Origin of the sequence: Haladaptatus sp. SPP-AMP-3 (genome assembly GCF_049568665.1) — an archaeon.
In the GTDB taxonomy this organism is placed as follows: Archaea; Halobacteriota; Halobacteria; order Halobacteriales; family Haladaptataceae; genus Haladaptatus; species Haladaptatus paucihalophilus.
The window spans coordinates 1,701,072-1,717,771 of record NZ_CP145897.1; the positions used below are offsets into that span (position 1 = coordinate 1,701,072).

Genomic DNA, 16,700 nt, shown 5'->3' on the forward strand with positions numbered 1-16,700 from the left:
GTCGGGTATGAAGTACGTTCGGCTCACGCTTCGCCATCCGCGGGAGATGCGGAACCCGATGCGGTCGTTCATCATGGAGCACGACGCGATGGAGCGGGCGGAACTGCTGAACTGGAACCTCTCGCACGAGGACCGGGATTACGTCCTCTTTCGAATCGTCGGCGAGATGGAACCGTACGCCGAGGCTGTGGACGCCGCTCCGCTGATACACGAGTACGAGTTGACGCCGCTCGACGACGCCTCGTTCTACGCCTATATCGAACACGAGAAACGCGACGTGGACGCCGACTTTCGCACCGCGTTCGCGGGGACGAGCATCCTCGTGATTCCGCCCATCACGTACACCAGCGACGGCGCGATGCGGATGGAACTCGTCGGGAAGTCCGCGGACATGCACGCCGTGATGGAGGACGTGGACGCCGACATCGACGTGTCAGTCGAGCGGGTGAGCGAGTACGACACGCCGCGGATGGGACTCTGGGCGGAGTTAACCGAGCGCCAGCGGTCGGCGCTCGAAACGGCCGTCGCGGTCGGCTACTACGACGTGCCGCGCGAGGCCGGTGTCGAGGCGGTGGCGAAGAAGATGGACTGCGCGCCGAGCACGGCTTCGACGCACCTTCGAAACGCGGAGTCGAGAATCGTCAGGGAACTCGTTCAGAGCACCTGACGCTGGCAGGTGCCACAGAGGTTCTCCTCTTTCACGTCCACTTCGCGGACGGTCGGCGAGAAGTTCATCACACAGCGGTTGTTGTCGCAGTGTTCGAGGCCGAGCGTGTGCCCGATTTCGTGGACGACTTCCTTGCGAACGCGGTCCGAGAACACCTCTTCCCGCGGCTTGGTGGAGATGCCGCCGTCCGAGGAGAGACCGTCGGTCGCGGGTTGGAGTCGATAGGTGGAGATGACGCTGCCGCTGCCGTCGAGATAGGCGAGACCGAAGACGTAGTTGCGACGGCGGTAGAAGAGGTCCTGTGGCGTGATGGCGATGTTCTTCTCCCCGGTTCCGATGCGACTCGCCAGTTCGATAAAATCCTCGGCGCGAAACTGGTCGCGGTTGGGGTCGTGGGAACCGGAGGGGATTTCCTGTCGCTCGTGCACCATCACATCGCAGTCATAAATCGCCCGAAGGGCCGCTGACGCCTCGCGTTTGACCCGCCCCGTAACGTCCCCCACGGGGACGATGTCAATCAACATGGCAACTCCTATGAGCGGACGACGCATAAACATCCCGCCGTGAACCCGAACATCCGCGACGAAATCGTCACCCGCCTAGCCGATTATCCGCGCGCGGTCGAGGTCGGAATCGGCAATCGACCGGACGTCGCCGACGAACTCGCCGCGACTGGCGTCGTCGTCACCGCGACGGATATCAGACCGAGAACGGTCCCGGAGGGCGTCGAGTTTCGACTGGACGACGTGACCGACCCGGTGGTGGACGTGTACGAGTCGGCGGACGTGATTTACGCCCAAAACCTGCCGCCGGAACTCCATCGTCCCGCGCTATCGGTGGCCGAAGAGTGCGATTCGGTCTTCGTCTTCACGACCCTCGGCGGTGACCAACCGTCGGTTCCCGTTCGACGGGAGACGATTCCGGGTGAGACGCTGTTTTGGGCGCGGGAGTAGGGACCGTTTTACCGAACCGTCTCGGGTGTTCGAACGCGTCGAAGTGCTTACGCTTCCGGCTTCTCGGCGATTATCGTCTCCGCGGCGTGCTGGTGTGGTTCCCCTCCCGAATCGTCGTTGAAGACGAGTTCGTCTTCCTCCAGAACCGCCCAGTCGTCGTAGTACCCCTGGAGTTCGCCGGGGTGGTAGAAGTGCTCGTTGTCGCCCCAGTCGGGTGCGGTCGGAATTTCGGGGTGGTCCACGAACGCGAACAGGACGTGAATCCCGCCGTCCGTGGTCGCGGTCTTGAACCGCTCGAACTGCGCGTCGCGGTTCTCGGGGCGGAGATACTGGAGCGCACCACAGGAGTACACCACGTCCATCGACGGGAAGTCAAGGTCGTTGATGTCGGCTTCCTTCGTCTGGATTTGGACGCCCCGCTCCTCGGCGAGGCGCTCGGTCTTCTCCAACCCGTTCGGAATCGGGTCCACCGCGAGTACGCCGTAGCCCTGCTCGGCGAGGAATACCGCGTCCCGGCCCTCGCCGCTACCGATGTCGATGGCGGCGGGCGCGGTTCGCTCGGGCGCGAACTCCAGTACCGTCTCGGCCAATCCGTTCGGCTCCGTTCCCCAGTAGAATTCGTCGCGGCCGTAGCGTCGCTGGAGTTCGTCGTGGTCCATGGGGGGTCGTTCAAAGGGCAGGACTATAGTCGGTTCGGCGGGCGATGGCACACTCGACGATTCGGCAAACCCTTATCGCCGCGGACGAACGCGACGGTATGAACGTGGATGCAGTCGTACTCGACATCGACGGGGTACTCGTGGACGTGGCCGACTCCTACCGACGGGCGATACTCGAATCCGTCGAACGGGTCCACGGCGACACAATCTCCGAGGACGCGATTCAGTCATTCAAGAACGCGTCCGGCTTCAACAACGATTGGGAACTCACGTACGCCGCGGCGCTGTACGTCCTCGCCTCCCGCGAGGGGTTGAACAGCACGATAGAGGAGTTCACCGACGATATCGCGGCGAACGGCGGCGGCCTCGACGCCGCGGAGAAAGTGGTTGCCGAGGAACTACCCGACGACGCCCACGAGACCGTCCGCGCGGCGTGGGACCCCGAACACCTCCGCGAGGTGTTCCAGCAACTCTACCTCGGCGCGGAACTGTACGAGGAACTCGAAGGTGAGGCCCCGATGCTCGACACGCGGGGGTACATCAACGACGAACCCGTCCTCCTCGGGGCCGAGACGGTCGAAACGCTCGCCGCGAACTACCCGGTCGGTATCGTCACCGGCAGGCCGAGCGCCGAGGCCGACATCGCCCTCGAACGCGTCGGTCTGGACGTGGCCGACGAGCACCGATTCACCATGGACGACTGGGAGCAGGGCAAACCGCATCCTCACGCCCTGACCACGCTGGCCGAGCGCTTCGGCGCCGAACGCGTCGTCTTCGTCGGCGACACGCTGGACGATATTCGGACCGCGGTGAACGCAAACGAGACGGACTCCGACCGCGAGTACGTCGGCGTCGGCGTTCTGACCGGCGGATTGACGGGTGCGTCGGGTCGCCGAAAGTACGAGGAAGCGGGCGCGGCGGCGGTCATCGACTCCATCGACGACCTTCCGGCGCTCCTCGGGGAAAGCTGATATCTTTCGGTCACGATTCTCTCGTATGGTATCCATCGACCGCCTCGTTCGTATCCTCGTCCTCGCCCTGCTGTCGGCGTTCGTCTTCAGCGCGCTCTTCAGTCCGCCCGACCCGTTCACGCAAGTCATGTTCGCGCCCGTGCTGTTCGTCGCCTCCCTCCCCGTCGCCCGTCTGGCGTCCGACGACCGGTGGACGCTTCGCAACCACAGCCTGTTCTTCCTCGTCGCGTGGCTCATCGGCTTCGCCGGACAACCGCTCATCCGCGGTCTGGACCTCGGCGGCACGATGTGGTTCGTCGTCAGCGTCGGGTGGGTCGCCATCGCCATCCTGTTCTCGGGGTGGTTCACCTATCTCGGCCCGGCGACGGCGTTTTTCGCGGAAGGAACCGCCTAAGACGAACACAGGCGGGACATAACAAAGCCAATCACGACCTTCTCCGGAGTCGATACGCCACGCACGACAGCGTGGTCTTCGGAGAATGGTTTCCATGACGACTCACAGATCGCTACGCAATCAGTATCGCTTCCGGAGGCGACCCGTTCGATGAAACTCCGTCCGGTGCTCATCGCCCTCCTCGTCCTCTCCCTGTTCGGAACTGCGGTCGCACTTCCGCCGCCGGGACTGCCCGGCGGCGACCTGCCCGACGCGCCGACGAACCATCACAGCACCTACGCCGTCGAGCAGGGTGCGTCCTGCACGGAAGTCAGCCCGATTCACGGCGACACGAACGTCGTCGATTTCTACGACTACCGCACCCCGTACACGAATTCGAGTAGTTGGGCGTACGGCTACTTCGGCCCGAAAGCGTTCACCCGCGAGAACGGGAGCACGATGTTCCTGTATCAGGCCCCGAGCGGCGTGACGAGCCTCGTGATGATCCACGACAAGATGAACAAGAGCCGAACCGGCGACAACAACCCGATGAGCACGGTGACGTTCGGGTTCGACGGCCTGCCGAGTTCCGGCCAGTGGGTGCTGATGGACGATACGTACCCCCATCGTGACGACCGCTGGTCGCGGACGCGCCTCGATTGGATATGGGCCGGGTCGCGCACCGACGGCGGCGTCTTCCGCGGCGTGTCCGGCGATTCGAAGATAACCGTCACGCCCTCGTGGAACGAGGACGCGACGCTCTACAACCCGCAACTCAAACACGAACCCGTCACGTCGTGGGCGTTCCTCTCGGGCGGGTCGGGGAGTCCGAGCGCGACTGAACTCGACATGGGTTCACCCGTGACCGTCCGTCCGGGAACGTGTGGTGCCTCGCTACAGGCGTCGTTGCGGGCCGCGGGGACGGCCAGCGCCGGAACGCCGATCACCCTCGACGCGAGCAGGTCGAGCGACTCGGAGGGGACGCCGACGAAGTACCGCTGGGATTACGACGACGACGGGACGGTAGACGAGACGACGACGCGACCGACGACGACCCACACCTATTCGAAACCGGGCGAACACATCGCCCGCGTGACGGTCGTCGATAGCAACGGGCACACCGCCAGCGCGACCACGCCCGTAACGGTGAAGCGGACGAAAGCGAACATCCACGTCGCGGACGTGTCGCTCGACCGAAATCAGGTGTCGAAGGGGGAGAAGGTGACGGTCAGCGCGACGTTCGAGAATACGGGCGACGGCGACGGAACGATTCCGGCCGTCCTCGCGGTCGGTAACTCGGTCGGAGCCAGAAAGCGGGTTCACGTCGCGGCCGGGAAGACGAAGACGGTCACGTACACCTACGAAGCGACGGCTTCGGGCAAACAGACGGTGGCCGTGAACGGCGTTTCGGCGGGGACGCTCGCGGTCGGGCAGCCGACGACGACCGGTGAATCGAACACGACCACGCACGCGAAACCCGGCGGCCAGACGACCCCCGGTTCGAACGAATCGCGTTCGTTCGGTCCGAGCGTCGTGTTCGACCATCCCGGCATGAGCGGATTCGTGGTCGCGGTCATCCTGCTCGGCGCGGCGCTCGTGGTCCGTCGGTGACCCGCGACCGAGCGCCGCGCGCGGCGCGGCGGTGACGAGGCGTTTTTATCCGTGCTCTCCATACCGCCCGGCAATGACGAAAATCCTCGTCGTGGACAACCACGGACAGTTCACCCACCTCGAACACCGGGCGCTTCGGGACATGGGCATCGAAACGGAACTCATCGACAACGACACGCCGCCGAAGGACATCGACGCCGACGGCCTCGTCCTCTCGGGCGGCCCGTCGATGGACGATATCGGCAACTGCGCCGAGTACCTCGACCTCGACATCCCCGTCCTCGGCATCTGTCTCGGCATGCAGGTGATGGCGCACGTCCTCGACGGCGAAGTCGGGGAGGGCGAGTACGGCGGCTACGCCGACGTGACCGTCGATATCACGAACGAAGACGACCCGCTCGTCGGGTCGCTGGCACCCGAAACGCGCGTCTGGGCCAGCCACGCGGACGAAGTGAAGCGGGTCCCGAGCGGCTTCGAGCGGACCGCCAGCAGCGACGTGTGCGGCATCGAGGCCATGAGCGATTCCGACCGCGACCTGTACGGCGTCCAGTGGCACCCGGAGGTGGCACACACCGAAGAGGGCGAGGAAGTGTTCGAAAACTTCCAGAGCGTGTGTGAGTAGTATACTTTAACTCTCCGGGGCGTAGCCTTTCGCCCAATGACAGCGACCCAGAGCGACCTGGCGAGCCTGTCCCGATACATCTTCAGTGCGCCGCGGTGGTACGCGAGCGTGGGGTTCGCGCTCCTCATCGCCGCGATTGCGGGTGTCGGGGCGTTCGACTCGCAGTACATCCTCCAGGACGCGTGGGAAGGTATCTTCTTTATCGGGGTGCCGACGGTCGTCGCGAGCATCTTCACGACGCCGGTCGACCGGCGTCTCGGCGGGCAGTTGACCTACAACCGGTCGTCGCTGCTCGCGCTGACGTGCGAAATCATCGTCGTCACCGTGCTCTCGGTCGCGGGCGTCATCTCGGCGTTCACGGGGATGGGCCAGCAGTTCGTCTTCGACGTACTCATCTTCAGCCTCGCGTCCGTCTTCGCCCTCCGACTCCTCGTCGTGATGGCCGTCTCGCGCGCCTCGTTTCCGGTCGCACTGGTGCCTGCGAGTATCCAAACCGGCACCGCCGCCGTCCTGTTTTTCATCTACAGCGAGACGATTCGCGTCCTCGAAGTCGGCGGGCCGCTCGTCCAGAACCTGCTCGCTCGCGGGGACAAAGCCCCGGCGGCGCTCGGCATCATCACGCCGCGGGATTTCATCCTGCTCGGAGTCGTCAGCGGGATGTATGCGCTCGGCGTCTACGGTTTTCTCACCGTCATCGACCGACCGTGGCGGCGCAGTCTCGGCGTCAGCGCGCTCGATTTCCTTCGCGGATTCATCGGCCACATCGCGGAGGGGACCCGCGAACTGGAGGACTTCTTCGAGCAGATCGGACAACAGGCGGTCGTCCCCGTCACCGTCCTCTCCTTTCGCCGCGAGGACGAGAGCGAGAAGGCGCGGTTCGTCCTGCCGATGATTCATCCGGGTCCGATGGGCGAAATCGGCGGCGGAAACCTTCCGCGCCGAGTCGCCGCCGAGTCGGACGGGTTGGCGTTCCCGCCCCACGCCACCGCCGGACACGACTTCAACCTCGTCACCGAGCGCGAGGTGGACACCATCCTCGAAACCGCACACACCGCTTTCGAGCGAATCGAGTACAGCGACGACGCCACCCGGAGCGTTCGAACGCGGGAGGGCGACGCCAAAATCGTCGGACAGTCGTTCGGCGACGACGCGCTGCTCGTCGCCACCTACTCCCCGTCGTTCGCCGACGACGTGGAGTACGCGGTCGGTCTCGCCGCCGCCGCGGAGGCCCGGTCGGGCGGAATGGACGAAGTGATGCTGGTCGATGCGCACAACTGCAACAACGGTCTCCAGGGCGAGGACATCGGCCACATCTACCCCGGAAGCGAGCGCTCGTTCCACATGATTCAGGCCGCGCGAGCGACGGCGGACGAACTCGGAACCGCGAAGCGAGGTCGCCCGAAACTCGGCGTCGCGTGGGACGAAACCGAGTGGACGCCCGCCGAGGGAATCGGGCCGCTCGGCGTTCGCGTCGGGGTGCTCGACGTCGCGGAACAGCGGACGGCTTACGTCCTCGTGGACGGCAACAACATGGAACCCGGCCTCCGGGACCGCATCGTCGCCGCCGTGGACGCGGACGACGTGGAGGTGATGACTACCGACACCCACATCGTGAACATGGTCGAATCCTCGAATCAGGTCGGCGAGGTAATCGACCACGACGAACTCATCTCGCTCATCACGCGGTTGACGGACGAGGCGGCCGCGGACCTCGAACCCGTCGAAGCCGGAATGGCGAGCGAATACGCCGAAGTGACCGTCTTCGGCAACGACCGCACCGAGACGCTGGCGAGTCACGCGAACGCCGTCATGGCCATGGGTGCGGCGCTCGCCGGGGCGGTCATCCTCGCGGTGACGGCCATCAGCGTCCTCATCTTCTTCCTCGCCTGAGGCTGTCGGACGAATCGCAATCGCGTTTATCGACGCCTCTCGCTTACCTCCACTCGGAGGGGGACAATGGCGATAGAGACGACCGAAACCGGAGTGGAACCACTCCGCGCGCAACTGAAGGGCGAACTCGTCACGCCGGACGACCCGGACTACGACGAGGAGCGCTCGGTGTGGAACGGCATGATAAACAAACGACCCGCGATGGTCGCGCGGTGCGACGGCGTCGCGGACGTCCGAGCGGCCGTGAACGTCGCACGGGAATACGACCTCCCGGTAGCGGTTCGCGGTGGGGGGCACGGCGTCGCCGGACGCGCGGTCGTCGACGGCGGCCTCGTCATCGACCTCGAACCGATGCACTGGGTCCGGGTGAACCCCGAAACGCGCCGCGTCCGCGTGGGTGCCGGAGCGACGTGGGGCGACGTGGACCGCGAGACGCAACCGTTCGGCCTCGCGGTGCCGGGCGGCGTCGTCTCCGATACCGGCATCGCCGGACTCACGCTCGGCGGGGGGATGGGACACCTCCGCCGGAAGTACGGCCTCTCGTGTGACAACCTCGTCTCGGCCGACGTGGTGACGGCGGACGGGGAGTTCCTCACGGCGAGCGAGGACGAACACGAGGACCTGTTCTGGGCGCTCCGCGGCGGCGGCGGAAACTTCGGCATCGTCACCGCCTTCGAGTACGAGGCCCACCCAGTCGGTCCCGACGTCGCCACGTGCTTCGTCTGGTACGACGGCGAGCAGGCGTCGGAGGTCCTCCGAAAGTTCCGGGCGTACGCGGCCGACGCACCCGCCGAGGTGAGCCTCCTGCCGTTCTACGCGTGGGTGCCGGACCTCCCCGAGTTCCCCGAGGAGTTGTGGGGCGACTCGGCGGTGGCCCTCCTCGGGTGTTACGCGGGGGACCCGGAGGAGGGCGAAGCGGAACTCCGCACGGTACGGGAGTTCGGCGAACCGGTCGTCGATTTCAGCGGGACGATGCCCTACGCCGAACTCCAATCGATGCTGGACGAGGACTACCCGAACGGGCGCTACTACTACTGGAAGTCGCTCTACATCGACGAGTTGAGCGACGACATCATCGACGCCATCGTCGGCTGCGCCGAACGCTGTCCGGTTCCGCTCTCGACCGTCGACGTCTGGCAGGGCGGCGGTGCGATTTCCCGCGTCGGCGAGACGGAAACCGCCTTCGCACACCGCGACGCGCCGTACGGACTCAACTTCGAGGCGAACTGGGACGACCCGCGACAGACCGACGCGGCGGTCGCGTGGGTGCGCGAGTCCGTCGCCGAGATGCGGGAGTTTCCCGAAATCCGAGGGCAGTACGTCAACTTCCCCGGACTCGAAGAGGAATCTTCGGAGGTACCGTTCGGCGAGAACGCAGACCGACTCGCCGCCATAAAGGCCGAGTACGACCCCGAGGGCGTCTTCCGCGCCCACGGGAACCTCGAACCGCGAGCCTGAACGAAGCTCTCATTTTCAGTGCTTCACAACACCCGTTTTCGGCGTGTCGCTTAACGAACGCGCGTTTGGCTTCTCAAACTAGCGCTCGCGTGGCCGTTCGCCTACCGTTCGCCCGCCTTCTCCTCACCGTCTTCGCGGCGGTTCCACTGCTCGCCGGAATTGTCGGGTTCCGCGAAGTGGTCGTTTTCGTCCCCGTCGCGTCCGTCACGATGCGGACACCCGGAAAACCGTGGCTGCCCCGCCGCTAGTCCCCATCGCTATCCCGTCGCTCGCCCGAAAACCGTCCCACACCCGTCGGTTCGATACCGGACCTACTCCCCCCCAGCGTCTCCGCCGAGGGTTTTCGGGTCGTCACGTTCGGCCTGTCCCGGCGTGCAGTCGTTCGCGTCGGTCCCCGCGTTCTCCCGTGAGGGAGGGCGTTTGCCACTCGATTGCCGCCGGTTCGCCCGAGGGAAATGTCTCCCGGTCGTCGGTTGTCCCGACGAGTGACGGGTGGGCGGGTCAGCCCGGAGAACGCTGTCTCACGGCGCGAGGAAAGCGCGCCGATTCCGCCGTTTTCGGCGGTCGTCCCCCGAGCGGGCCAGTGACTGACGACACGTCACAACGTGTTAAAATAGAGTCGTAGTTATAATAATTCGGCTTGAATACGCCAGTCAGGAAAGTAACGCTTACGCCGATTCTTCGGCGTCGGCGAACAGGTCATCGACCGCCGCGCGGGCGGCCAGTGCGGCGTCGTTCGCCACCTTCTCCTCGTCCCGACTCGCGTTCGGTGCGTTGACGTACACGTCCACTTCGAGGATACCCTCCTCGAACGTGACCGTCACGTCGACGTCCTTGACGTCGGATTGTTTGATTCGGTCGAATATCAGGCCCTCGGCCGCTTCCGAGGCCGTCTGGACGACCGTCTCGTCGCTGACCATCGCTTACGCGCCGCCAGCGCCGCCGGGACCGGTCGGGCCGGACGGGCCGCCCGCACCGCCGCCGAGCATGTCCTGAAGTTCGCCCTGCAGCTTCTCGAACTGCTCGCGGACGCGCTCTTCCTGCTTTTTGAGCGTTTCGACGCGGATTTCGAGGCTGTCAACCTTGTCTTCGAGGTCGGACTGGGCCGTTTCGTAGTCCGTCTTGATGAACAGTTCGCCGACTTCCTGGAACATCGTCGCGTCCTCGTCGATGTCGTCGAGTTCGTCGAGCGCGTTCTCCGACTCGGAGAGCTGCGTCTCGGCCTGATTCTTCTGCACTGCGACCTGCTGGGCCGTGTCCTGAAGGTCCTGCAGCTGTTCGAGCTTCTCCTGTGCTTCCGGTGGAAGATTACCCTGCATACCCGTCCCTTGTCGCCCGGACTGAAAAAGCCCCGCTTTTACGTTCGTGGAGGCACAGGACGGTTCGGCGAGATATCGTTCGGACGGGCGTTCGACTGGCGGGAACACGTCGAAACGCGCTTCGACTGGCCCTCGTTTGTTCCTTCGTCGCTCACGAGAACGCACCAGAACGAGTTCTGACTGGCTCTCCTTCGCTACGCTCAGGAGAACAGCAAAAGAACGGAGTTCTTCTTGGCTCCCGCTCACTCCGTTCGCGGGAACAACCCTCCGAAGACACGCGACTCGGCCTTGCGGAGGTGTTCCGCGGCCGTACTCGGCGCACAACCCATCGCGTCCGCGACGTCCTCGTGGCTTGCCCGCCGCGGTACGTCGTAATACCCCAGTTCGACCGCGACTCGGGCGGCCTCCCGCTGACGCTCGCTGAGCGACCGCACGACGGACTCGTGGCCCGTCGCTCCGTCGCCGACGAGTTCGACGTCAAGGTCGACACCCTCTGGTACGTCGCCCATGGCGTCCTGGAGCGCGGCCGCCGACCCGCCGACGGCGAACGTGGCTCGACCGTCGTCGTGATACTTCACGGGTGACAACTGAACGATGCTTTCGCGGGAGAACGCGGAGAACAACGCCCCGTCGACCGCCGTCGTCTCGTTGTGGACGTAACAGTAGAACTCCTCGTCCGAGACGGACGTCACGTCGTACGCTAGCACCTCCGAAATTTCGTCGAGGGCGGCGGTGAACCGCTCGACATCACCGCGAACGTACAGGAGGAGGGTCACGATGTCTTCCGAGAGGTCCGACGGGTTGCCGTGGAGCGCGCGGGCATCCTCGACGTACTCCGTATCGGTTAAAATCCCGTACACGGGATGGACGGGCGTCTCTCCGGGGTCGAGCACCAGACGGAGATATTTCATACCGTACGTCACGTTCGGGAGCTTATAAATCGTCCAGAGGACTGCGGCAGAACCGCTATCGGCCGCTCGAACGAACTATCGAGTATGAACGTCTTCGTCGCCGGTGCGACCGGCGTCCTCGGTCGCGAACTCGTCGCCGAACTCGCGGTACGGAACCACCGCGTCGTCGGACTCTCTCGAAGTGCGCGAGGAGACGAACTGGTCACCGAGCGGGGCGGGGAACCGCAACGAGGGGATATCCTCGACGAGGAGTCGCTCGTTTCCGCCGCCGAAGGGTGTGACGTGCTGATTCACGCCGCGACGGCGATTCCGACGAGCGGGAAACCGACCGACGACGAGTGGGTCAAAAACGACCGAGTGCGCGCCGAGGGGGCGCGAAATCTGGTCTCGGTCGCGGACGAAATCGACGCCGACCGCCTGCTCCTCCAGAGCATCGTCTGGGTCGCCCGGCGACCGGACGGACGGGCGTTCGACGAGGAGGCTCCGCCCAACCCCGACCGCACGACGCGCTCCGCGCTCGACGCCGAGCGAATCGTTCGGCGGGGCGGAGAGGACGGAGACTTCGACGTCGGTATCCTCCGCTGTGGCTGGTTCTACTCCCCCGAATCGGCGCACACCCGACAGATGGGGTCCGGCCTGCTGGACCGGAAATTCCCGATTCTGGGCGACGGCCCCCTCGGGCGACGGGATGCGACGCTTTCGATTCTCCACGTCGAGGACGCCGCGCGAGCGTTCGCCGCGGCGGTCGAATCCGACGCGACCGGCCGCTGGCACGTCACCGACGACGAACCGGTTTCTCTCGCGGCGATGCTGACGGCGTTCGCGGACCGTCTCGGAGCACCGACGCCGCGACGGATTCCCGGATGGCTTGCCCGACCGTTCGTCGGCAAACACTCGGTGCGCCTGCTGACGAACTCCATGCCGACAACGAACGAGCGGTTCCGGGAGACGTTCGACTGGAACCCGCGGTATTCGAGTTATCAGGACGGACTGGACGAGGTGGTCGAAACGTGGCGAGACGACGGACTGCTCGCAGTCGAAGAGGACGGGTACGAATGGCGCGGGAACTGAGCGTCGGCGTCACGCTCGGCGCGTATCTCGTGGTCAACCTCGCACACGGGGTCCCGCACGTGGCGGTCCCCGTTCCATTGACGCCGTTTCAGTCGACGTTCGTCGTCCTGATAGTAACGCTCGCGCCGGTGGTAGGCTTCGTGCTCCTGTGGCGAGGCGCGGAACGAATCGGGAGCGCGGTGTTCGCAACGTCGATGGTGGCGTCGCTCGTCTTCGGGGTCTACTATCACTTCATCGTCTCGAATCCCGACAACGTTCACGCCGTGAACGGACCGTGGCAGTCGGCATTCGTCACGAGCGCTGCGCTGGTCGCCATCGCGGACGCTGCGGGCGTCGCCATCGGTGCGTGGTCGTGGTGGACTCTCGGACGCGACGGGCGACGAGAGACATCCGAATCGCTTCGCGGCTAATCATCGTCGCGCTCACTCGCTCTCGAACAGAATCACGTCGTCGTCCCCGTCGTCCTCGTCGTCCAGACAGAGGGGCACCGGCGGTCCCCAGAGATAGCGGTGTTGGTCGCCACAGGCGGGACAGTCGTAGGTCGCAATTCCTTCGCCGTCCGTGACGCTGGAATCCCAGTCGTCGGGGTCGGTGTGCTCCGTGGCGATGGGAGTCATCGTCTCGGGGCATCGAATCACGATACGATGGTCGCGGTCGAAATCACCCGTGTCGTCGTCGCTCTTTTTCCGTCCGAACGGGTTGAGTCGGTCGAACACGCCTATCGCCACCCGAGGGGAACCGCTCGGTACACCCATTCGTGGCGGTTACTGGTTTCCCATCTCTTCTGCAGCACGGTACCAGTGTAAGGAACCCCACGAACACAAATCCGTCGATGCAACCGACAAAGTATCCGAACTATCTAGAGTGACAGTTCGCGTACCGAATCGCCCGTTTCGGCGACCGTCTCGGCGACGCCCACGAGCGTTTGCCACGTGTTCAGCGCCGCACGGAGGGCGATGAGGTCCTCGGCCTCAACGCGGACGGAAACCGTGTTCCCGTCGCGCTCGACGGTCGTCCAAGAACGGTCGTCGTCGATTTCGCCGACCTCCTGTTCGACGCTCCGAAAAACGAGGACCGCACGCTCCTCGGCGTCGTAGTCGAAATTGAGAAGCGCGTCGTGAGACACGGGCGTTACCGGACGTTGACTTCCTTGACGTCGCGGCTGCGCTCTTTCAGCAGGACGCGGTGCCCACAGTACGGACAGCGAACGCCGCCGTACTCGTCCAGTTCGACATCCCGCTTACAGCGCGAACACTTGTAGCTCATTATTCGTCGTCAGCCAATGCGGCGCGGATGGAACGCTTGACGGTCCGTCCGGCAGGCGTCTGCGGGCGGTAGGTACCACCGGCGAACGTGTAGCCGCACCGACCGCACTCCCAGATGCCCGTACCCTGTCGGTCCACGGTGTCGTTACCGCAGTCCGGGCAGGTGTGGTTTTCGTTCATGTCCGCTTCGATTTCGGAGATGCGCTTGCGCGCGACGCGACCGTATCGCGCCCCGAACCGACCGGCGCTACCGGTTCGTGATCGAGAGTCTTCGGCCATAGTACCGAGAAATAACCCGAGAGGACTGATAAAGCCTTTGAGTTAGACCGGTGGTCGAGCCAACGCGTACCCGACGACCAGCACCGCTCCGAGCAGGCCGAGTATCGTCATCGGAAACGACGTGAACTGCCCGGCCACGAATCCACCACCCGATAGCGTCGGAATCGCCGCGAGTACCGCGTCGTAGCGTGAGGCCATGTAATTACATATAATTACGCAACCCCAAAAACGCTGGGGCTGCTCGGCGAGTGCGGATGCAGGAGCATCGAGAACGATCGAGAGCGGGAAACACAAAACCTTCGGCTCGGTCGGAACCGGCATCCGGCACGAACGGTCCACGCCATCGTTTCACCACCCTCGTCTTTATTCCGTTTCCGACCGATTACCGCGTCATGCATCGGCGAGAGTTTCTCCGTACCGCCGCTGTTGGGGGTGGGGCCGCGTCGCTGTTCGCGTCGGGTGGAGTCGTCTCGAATGGAGCCGCCGACACCGAACCGTATCGGCCGCTCGGACGGGTCGCCATCACGAACGCCAAGGAGGCGGTCGTCGGAAACGACGGGAAGACCGCGTTCGTCGCTACGACGGACGGATTCGCGACGGTGGACATCCGAAACCCGAAACAGCCGACGGTGATGGCGGAGCGCCACGACCTCCTCGCCCAGCGCGACGGCGGCCCGCTTCTCCAGATTTGGGACGCGAAGGTGGACGGGGACCGACTGCTCGTCGCCGGTCCCGCGAACCCCATCGGAAGCGACGCGGTGCACGGCTTTCTGCTGTACGACGTGCGCGACCCGACCGACCCGAAACGGGTAGCGTTCCACGAGACGACGTTTCCGATTCACAACGCCTTCCTGAAGGACGACATCGCCTACCTCACCGGCAACGACGGGGACGGAAACCCGCTCGTGCTGGTGAACGTATCGAACGACGCGCCGAAAGAAGTCGGTCGGTGGTCGATGGTGGACTACGACGAGGACTGGGGGGACGTGGACCCGTGGGTGCGGACGCTGCACGACGTCCGGGTCCACGACGGACGGGCGTACCTCGCGCAGTGGGACGCCGGAACGTGGGTCGTGGACGTGTCCGATCCGAAAAAACCCGCGCACGTCTCGCACTTCGGCGGGCGGTCGCCGGACGACCTCGCTTCGATTCCGTCCTCGCAGGAACGGGAAGCGGTCGTCGGCCTGCCGGGAAACGCCCACTTCGTGATGACGAACGAGGACGCCTCCCTACTCGCCTGCAACAAGGAGGCGTGGGACACCGACGGCCCCGACACGACCGGTCCGGGCGGCATCGACCTCTGGGACATCTCGGACGTGACGACGCCGCGAAAGCTCACGACCATCCAGCCGCCGAAGACCGACGACCCGAGTTACGACCTCGGCGCGTCTCTCTCGTCGGTCGCCGCCGCGCTCTCGCCGGTCGGCGTCGCGTCGGGCCACGACTGCCACGAGTGCGGGCGGGGGAGTTCGGCAACTGGCTGGACGACTTCGCACAACTTCGATTTCGTCGGCGACCGCCTCTACACGTCGTGGTACAGCGGCGGCGTGAAGCTGTTCGACGTGAGCGACCCGGAAAACCCGACGGAACTCGCGTGGTGGCGAAATCCCAGCGAAGCCGCGTTCTGGACCGCCCAGCGCGTTTCCGACGACGTGTTCATCGGCGGCAGCATGGGTCAGGAGGGCGACGGTCGAGGCGGTCTGTACACCTTCCCGAACCGCGGAGGGCAACAACGAAACCCGCCGTCGCTCACGGGGACGGGAACCGCCTCGGAAACCACGACCTCGAAACCCGTCACGGGAGGCGACGGGACCACGGATTCGAGCGACGGCGGGACCTCGTTGACCGAGGAAGGCCGATTCGGCGCGGGGGTCGCCGGGCTATCGATACTCGGGGTCGGCGTCTGGAAGCGCTTCCGAGGGTGAAACTGAGCCGATCGTTCGGGAACGATTCCCGCCGAAATCCCGACCGCGAACCCCAAGCTTACCATACTTCGAGTTCCTACGATACGGTATGAGCGAGAACAGCACGACCGACGCCGCGGAGTCGGCGGACGACCTCACGTCACGGGTCGAACGCTGGCTCACCGCCCAGATGCCCATCATCCAGATGCACGGCGGGACGAGCGCGGTTCGGAAGGCGGACCCCGAATCGGGCGAGGTCGTCATCGAACTCGGCGGTGCCTGCGGCGGGTGTTCCATCACCCCGATCACCTCCCAGAACATCGAAGTCGAACTCCTCAAGAAGTTCGACGAGGTGGACGACGTGACCGTCCGCATCGCCGACGACGGCACTAGCCAGTGGAAGACGGACCAAGCCGAGAGCGTCATGGGCATCGACCGCTCCGAGGGCGGGCGCGGCGGGAAACTGAACACGCCGGGCGAGAACGAGCATTTCTAAAGCCCACCTTTTACGACGGTCGCAAGTGGAAGCGCCGACGGTTGCCGTCGGCGCTTGCACCGGCATCTTCACGGCTTCGCCGTGAAGGAACGAGGGAGCGAAGCTCCCTCGCATTCCCTGTAAAAGCTGGACCAAAAGCACTCCTTCTTCCCGTTGGTCAGTCGTCGGCCCGGAAAATCGGAGATTTTCCGGTGAGGATACTAGCGACAAGGGGACTGTGTCACCGGCCGTTTCTGGCGGTTGTGTAGCGT

Annotated in this window: 23 protein-coding genes; 13 read left to right on the top strand and 10 right to left on the bottom strand. The window is 64.9% G+C overall.

The genetic code is table 11. The annotated features are described in order from the left end of the window. Window positions 1–7 precede the first annotated feature (7 nt). Window positions 8–667 (top strand): helix-turn-helix domain-containing protein, encoded by a 660-nt coding sequence (locus V5735_RS09565; RefSeq protein WP_423743312.1) that lies wholly within the window; start codon window positions 8–10, stop codon window positions 665–667. Here the strand turns inward: V5735_RS09565 and V5735_RS09570 are convergent. After that, window positions 655–1,191, bottom strand: coding sequence for an archaemetzincin family Zn-dependent metalloprotease (locus V5735_RS09570; protein ID WP_007979933.1), 537 nt, complete (start codon window positions 1,189–1,191; stop codon window positions 655–657). The two genes, V5735_RS09565 and V5735_RS09570, sit on opposite strands and share 13 nt — an antisense overlap. Window positions 1,192–1,230: 39 nt before the next feature. Between V5735_RS09570 and V5735_RS09575 the strand changes: the two genes are divergently transcribed. After that, complete coding sequence (locus V5735_RS09575) at window positions 1,231–1,620, top strand: UPF0146 family protein (RefSeq protein ID WP_423743313.1); 390 nt, start codon at window positions 1,231–1,233, stop codon at window positions 1,618–1,620. Window positions 1,621–1,667: 47 nt separating this feature from the next. Here the strand turns inward: V5735_RS09575 and V5735_RS09580 are convergent, their stop codons facing one another. Beyond that, complete coding sequence (locus V5735_RS09580; protein WP_423743314.1) at window positions 1,668–2,279, bottom strand: methyltransferase domain-containing protein; 612 nt, start codon at window positions 2,277–2,279, stop codon at window positions 1,668–1,670. A 98-nt stretch (window positions 2,280–2,377) separates the two neighbouring features. On the opposite strand from V5735_RS09580, the gene V5735_RS09585 reads away from it, so the two are divergent. From V5735_RS09585 to V5735_RS09615, 7 genes are all read left to right on the top strand, one after another. Continuing rightward, the gene (locus tag V5735_RS09585) at window positions 2,378–3,250 is read left to right on the top strand and encodes a TIGR01548 family HAD-type hydrolase (protein WP_423746014.1); all 873 of its coding nucleotides are present in this window, start codon (window positions 2,378–2,380) and stop codon (window positions 3,248–3,250) included. A 25-nt stretch (window positions 3,251–3,275) separates the two neighbouring features. Continuing rightward, window positions 3,276–3,644, top strand: a complete 369-nt coding sequence (locus V5735_RS09590; RefSeq protein WP_423743315.1) for a hypothetical protein — start codon at window positions 3,276–3,278, stop codon at window positions 3,642–3,644. Window positions 3,645–3,794: 150 nt separating this feature from the next. Further along, window positions 3,795–5,234, top strand: a complete 1,440-nt coding sequence (locus V5735_RS09595; RefSeq protein ID WP_423743316.1) for a PKD domain-containing protein — start codon at window positions 3,795–3,797, stop codon at window positions 5,232–5,234. A gap of 73 nt (window positions 5,235–5,307) precedes the next feature. Continuing rightward, window positions 5,308–5,856, top strand: coding sequence for a GMP synthase subunit A (locus tag V5735_RS09600; RefSeq protein ID WP_423743317.1), 549 nt, complete (start codon window positions 5,308–5,310; stop codon window positions 5,854–5,856). A 36-nt stretch (window positions 5,857–5,892) separates the two neighbouring features. Next, a complete protein-coding gene (locus tag V5735_RS09605; protein ID WP_423743318.1) occupies window positions 5,893–7,746 on the top strand; it encodes a DUF2070 family protein in 1,854 nt (617 codons plus the stop codon). A gap of 66 nt (window positions 7,747–7,812) precedes the next feature. Then, a complete protein-coding gene (locus V5735_RS09610) occupies window positions 7,813–9,204 on the top strand; it encodes an FAD-binding oxidoreductase (protein WP_423743319.1) in 1,392 nt (463 codons plus the stop codon). A gap of 65 nt (window positions 9,205–9,269) precedes the next feature. Then, complete coding sequence (locus V5735_RS09615) at window positions 9,270–9,452, top strand: hypothetical protein (RefSeq protein ID WP_423743320.1); 183 nt, start codon at window positions 9,270–9,272, stop codon at window positions 9,450–9,452. A gap of 420 nt (window positions 9,453–9,872) precedes the next feature. Here the strand turns inward: V5735_RS09615 and V5735_RS09620 are convergent, their stop codons facing one another. The 3 genes from V5735_RS09620 to V5735_RS09630 form a co-directional block, all read right to left on the bottom strand. After that, a complete protein-coding gene (locus V5735_RS09620) occupies window positions 9,873–10,124 on the bottom strand; it encodes a DUF3194 domain-containing protein (RefSeq protein ID WP_007979951.1) in 252 nt (83 codons plus the stop codon). A 3-nt stretch (window positions 10,125–10,127) separates the two neighbouring features. Then, the gene (locus V5735_RS09625; RefSeq protein ID WP_423743321.1) at window positions 10,128–10,523 is read right to left on the bottom strand and encodes a prefoldin subunit beta; all 396 of its coding nucleotides are present in this window, start codon (window positions 10,521–10,523) and stop codon (window positions 10,128–10,130) included. 242 nt (window positions 10,524–10,765) lie between these two features. Continuing rightward, window positions 10,766–11,434 (bottom strand): helix-turn-helix domain-containing protein, encoded by a 669-nt coding sequence (locus tag V5735_RS09630; protein WP_423743322.1) that lies wholly within the window; start codon window positions 11,432–11,434, stop codon window positions 10,766–10,768. Between the two features lie 84 nt (window positions 11,435–11,518). Here V5735_RS09630 and V5735_RS09635 point away from each other — a divergent pair, with 84 nt between their 5' ends. Next, window positions 11,519–12,505, top strand: coding sequence for an NAD-dependent epimerase/dehydratase family protein (locus V5735_RS09635; RefSeq protein WP_423743323.1), 987 nt, complete (start codon window positions 11,519–11,521; stop codon window positions 12,503–12,505). Then, on the top strand, window positions 12,490–12,915 hold the full coding sequence (locus V5735_RS09640) for a hypothetical protein (protein ID WP_423743324.1): 426 nt from the start codon (window positions 12,490–12,492) through the stop codon (window positions 12,913–12,915). The genes V5735_RS09635 and V5735_RS09640 overlap by 16 nt, the downstream gene beginning before the upstream one ends. 12 nt (window positions 12,916–12,927) lie before the next feature. Here the strand turns inward: V5735_RS09640 and V5735_RS09645 are convergent, their stop codons facing one another. The 5 genes from V5735_RS09645 to V5735_RS09665 form a co-directional block, all read right to left on the bottom strand. Further along, window positions 12,928–13,221 carry a hypothetical protein gene (locus tag V5735_RS09645; RefSeq protein ID WP_423743325.1) on the bottom strand — a complete coding sequence of 98 codons (294 nt, stop codon included), beginning with the start codon at window positions 13,219–13,221 and terminating at the stop codon, window positions 12,928–12,930. 143 nt (window positions 13,222–13,364) lie between these two features. Continuing rightward, window positions 13,365–13,631: a KEOPS complex subunit Pcc1 gene (locus V5735_RS09650; RefSeq protein WP_423743326.1), complete on the bottom strand. Its 267-nt coding sequence runs from the start codon at window positions 13,629–13,631 to the stop codon at window positions 13,365–13,367. Between the two features lie 5 nt (window positions 13,632–13,636). Then, the gene (locus V5735_RS09655; RefSeq protein ID WP_007979966.1) at window positions 13,637–13,771 is read right to left on the bottom strand and encodes a DNA-directed RNA polymerase subunit P; all 135 of its coding nucleotides are present in this window, start codon (window positions 13,769–13,771) and stop codon (window positions 13,637–13,639) included. Beyond that, a complete protein-coding gene (locus V5735_RS09660) occupies window positions 13,771–14,049 on the bottom strand; it encodes a 50S ribosomal protein L37ae (RefSeq protein ID WP_007979967.1) in 279 nt (92 codons plus the stop codon). Before V5735_RS09660 ends, V5735_RS09655 begins: the two co-directional genes overlap by 1 nt. 42 nt (window positions 14,050–14,091) lie before the next feature. Then, window positions 14,092–14,247, bottom strand: a complete 156-nt coding sequence (locus tag V5735_RS09665) for a hypothetical protein (protein WP_007979968.1) — start codon at window positions 14,245–14,247, stop codon at window positions 14,092–14,094. A 194-nt stretch (window positions 14,248–14,441) separates the two neighbouring features. Between V5735_RS09665 and V5735_RS09670 the strand changes: the two genes are divergently transcribed. Both V5735_RS09670 and V5735_RS09675 read left to right on the top strand, forming a co-directional pair. After that, window positions 14,442–15,974 carry an LVIVD repeat-containing protein gene (locus V5735_RS09670; RefSeq protein ID WP_423743327.1) on the top strand — a complete coding sequence of 511 codons (1,533 nt, stop codon included), beginning with the start codon at window positions 14,442–14,444 and terminating at the stop codon, window positions 15,972–15,974. An 88-nt stretch (window positions 15,975–16,062) separates the two neighbouring features. Continuing rightward, complete coding sequence (locus tag V5735_RS09675) at window positions 16,063–16,449, top strand: NifU family protein (RefSeq protein ID WP_007979970.1); 387 nt, start codon at window positions 16,063–16,065, stop codon at window positions 16,447–16,449. The last annotated feature ends 251 nt before the right edge of the window (window positions 16,450–16,700 follow it).

Coding starts and splice junctions, on each gene's coding strand:
- V5735_RS09675 (WP_007979970.1), top strand. CDS start 16,063: ATGAGCGAGAACAGCACGACCGACGCCGCGGAGTCGGCGGACGACCTC.
- V5735_RS09620 (WP_007979951.1), bottom strand. CDS start 10,124: ATGGTCAGCGACGAGACGGTCGTCCAGACGGCCTCGGAAGCGGCCGAG.
- V5735_RS09600 (WP_423743317.1), top strand. CDS start 5,308: ATGACGAAAATCCTCGTCGTGGACAACCACGGACAGTTCACCCACCTC.
- V5735_RS09605 (WP_423743318.1), top strand. CDS start 5,893: ATGACAGCGACCCAGAGCGACCTGGCGAGCCTGTCCCGATACATCTTC.
- V5735_RS09590 (WP_423743315.1), top strand. CDS start 3,276: ATGGTATCCATCGACCGCCTCGTTCGTATCCTCGTCCTCGCCCTGCTG.
- V5735_RS09585 (WP_423746014.1), top strand. CDS start 2,378: ATGAACGTGGATGCAGTCGTACTCGACATCGACGGGGTACTCGTGGAC.
- V5735_RS09570 (WP_007979933.1), bottom strand. CDS start 1,191: ATGTTGATTGACATCGTCCCCGTGGGGGACGTTACGGGGCGGGTCAAA.
- V5735_RS09630 (WP_423743322.1), bottom strand. CDS start 11,434: ATGAAATATCTCCGTCTGGTGCTCGACCCCGGAGAGACGCCCGTCCAT.
- V5735_RS09625 (WP_423743321.1), bottom strand. CDS start 10,523: ATGCAGGGTAATCTTCCACCGGAAGCACAGGAGAAGCTCGAACAGCTG.
- V5735_RS09670 (WP_423743327.1), top strand. CDS start 14,442: ATGCATCGGCGAGAGTTTCTCCGTACCGCCGCTGTTGGGGGTGGGGCC.
- V5735_RS09580 (WP_423743314.1), bottom strand. CDS start 2,279: ATGGACCACGACGAACTCCAGCGACGCTACGGCCGCGACGAATTCTAC.
- V5735_RS09660 (WP_007979967.1), bottom strand. CDS start 14,049: ATGGCCGAAGACTCTCGATCACGAACCGGTAGCGCCGGTCGGTTCGGG.
- V5735_RS09565 (WP_423743312.1), top strand. CDS start 8: ATGAAGTACGTTCGGCTCACGCTTCGCCATCCGCGGGAGATGCGGAAC.
- V5735_RS09665 (WP_007979968.1), bottom strand. CDS start 14,247: ATGGCCTCACGCTACGACGCGGTACTCGCGGCGATTCCGACGCTATCG.
- V5735_RS09655 (WP_007979966.1), bottom strand. CDS start 13,771: ATGAGCTACAAGTGTTCGCGCTGTAAGCGGGATGTCGAACTGGACGAG.
- V5735_RS09640 (WP_423743324.1), top strand. CDS start 12,490: ATGGCGCGGGAACTGAGCGTCGGCGTCACGCTCGGCGCGTATCTCGTG.
- V5735_RS09635 (WP_423743323.1), top strand. CDS start 11,519: ATGAACGTCTTCGTCGCCGGTGCGACCGGCGTCCTCGGTCGCGAACTC.
- V5735_RS09610 (WP_423743319.1), top strand. CDS start 7,813: ATGGCGATAGAGACGACCGAAACCGGAGTGGAACCACTCCGCGCGCAA.
- V5735_RS09595 (WP_423743316.1), top strand. CDS start 3,795: ATGAAACTCCGTCCGGTGCTCATCGCCCTCCTCGTCCTCTCCCTGTTC.